1 protein-coding gene is annotated in these 1,452 nt (G+C 58.6%); it reads left to right on the forward strand.

What is annotated here, in order from left to right; genetic code table 11:
• The first annotated feature begins 247 nt into the window (after window positions 1-247).
• Window positions 248-1,228, forward strand: a complete 981-nt coding sequence (locus tag ACMTNU_RS20640) for a zinc-dependent peptidase (protein WP_413937168.1) — start codon at window positions 248-250, stop codon at window positions 1,226-1,228.
• The last annotated feature ends 224 nt before the right edge of the window (window positions 1,229-1,452 follow it).

The raw sequence follows: 1,452 nt of genomic DNA on the forward strand, positions 1-1,452 counted from the left end.
GTAACACATAGGTTACCACAAAACCAATGTAGGAGGTTGGAGGCTGAAGGCTAAGGTTTGAGGACGCGGGAAAGGACTGAGGGGGCGGAGACTGGAAACTGTCTCAGGTGAGCCAGAGTGGTCGAACTGGTGGCTGAGTTACCTACTCAATAGCAGAAGGAATGTTGGCGCGAGCTCATGGCCGGTGCCGGTTCCCTCGGAGTAGAATCCTCTCACGTACAGGGCTATTCCTCGGGAGTACAGACCGATGTTGGTGACACCGGAGCTGAATGCACGAAATCGTCGGGAGGCACTGATCGCTGCAGGATTGGCGGCACTCGCAGCGGCATGGCTGGGTTGGCTGTTCCCGATGCTCTGGCTTCTCGTAGGGCTGAGTCCTCTCGCCTACTGGTGGGTGCGCCGGCGCTGTCTCCGGCGGCTGACAGTGATGCAGCAACCCTTTCCGGCTGCGTGGGAGGCGATTCTACGCACACACGTGACGTTCTTCCGGGCCCTGGACGAGACGAGCCAGGCCCGGTTTCGGCAACTCGTGCAGATCTTCCTGAGTGAGGTTCGCATCACAGGAATCCGGACGGAGGTGGACGACACGATCCGGGTACTGGTTGCGGCGAGCGCCGTGATTCCGATCTTCGGCTTTGAAGACTGGTCCTACCACCGGCTGCACGAGGTGCTGATCTACCCGGATGCGTTCGACGATGCCTACCGGACGAGTGGAGGGAAAGAGAACACCATCTTGGGCATGGTCGGGCTGCACCATTTGAGCGGGGTGATGATTCTTTCAAAGCCGGCGTTGCTCGCGGGATTTGATCATCCGTCCGGACATCACCATGTGGGAGTGCACGAGTTCGCGCACCTGGTCGAGAGAGAGACACAGGAGTATGGAATCCCGCCGGAAGTGCCCTGGATGGCGGTGCGGCAGTGGATGCGGTTTGTGGCGCAAGAACTTGCCCATCCGTCGCGGCCACGGGCCAAGTTGAACACCTATGCGTATAAGAACGAGCATGAATTCTTCGCGGTGTTGGCCGAGTACTTCTTCACCTCACCCGCATCCCTCGAACGACAAGATCCGGCGCTCTATGCGCTCATGCGAGATCTGTTTCACCAGGACCCGCGAGCACTGCTTGGCCTCGCTCCCCGTCCAGACGGAGGCCTCGGCCGCAATGCCTCCTGTCCCTGCGGCAGCGGCAAGAAATATAAACACTGTTGTCTCGCCAAAGCCGGCTCGTGATGTCTGACGGCGCTTTTCTTGGCGATGGAGAGCGGATGGTATGGCCCCGAAAAACAGATCTGCTCCCAACCCAATGAACACGGTGAGGCCAATGGCGCGGGCCTGCCGAATGCCCCACGACAATCCTGAACCGGGTCACGCTTGTCTTAGAGCCTGTTCATAATCTTTAGCGTAATTTCTGGTATAGCTGTTCTTTTTCAGAAAGGACAGTGGATGCGCCAGAG

Origin of the sequence: Nitrospira sp. BLG_1 (genome assembly GCF_047338595.1) — a bacterium.
Classification (GTDB): domain Bacteria; phylum Nitrospirota; class Nitrospiria; order Nitrospirales; family Nitrospiraceae; genus Nitrospira_D.

Coding starts and splice junctions, on each gene's coding strand:
- ACMTNU_RS20640 (WP_413937168.1), top strand. CDS start 248: ATGTTGGTGACACCGGAGCTGAATGCACGAAATCGTCGGGAGGCACTG.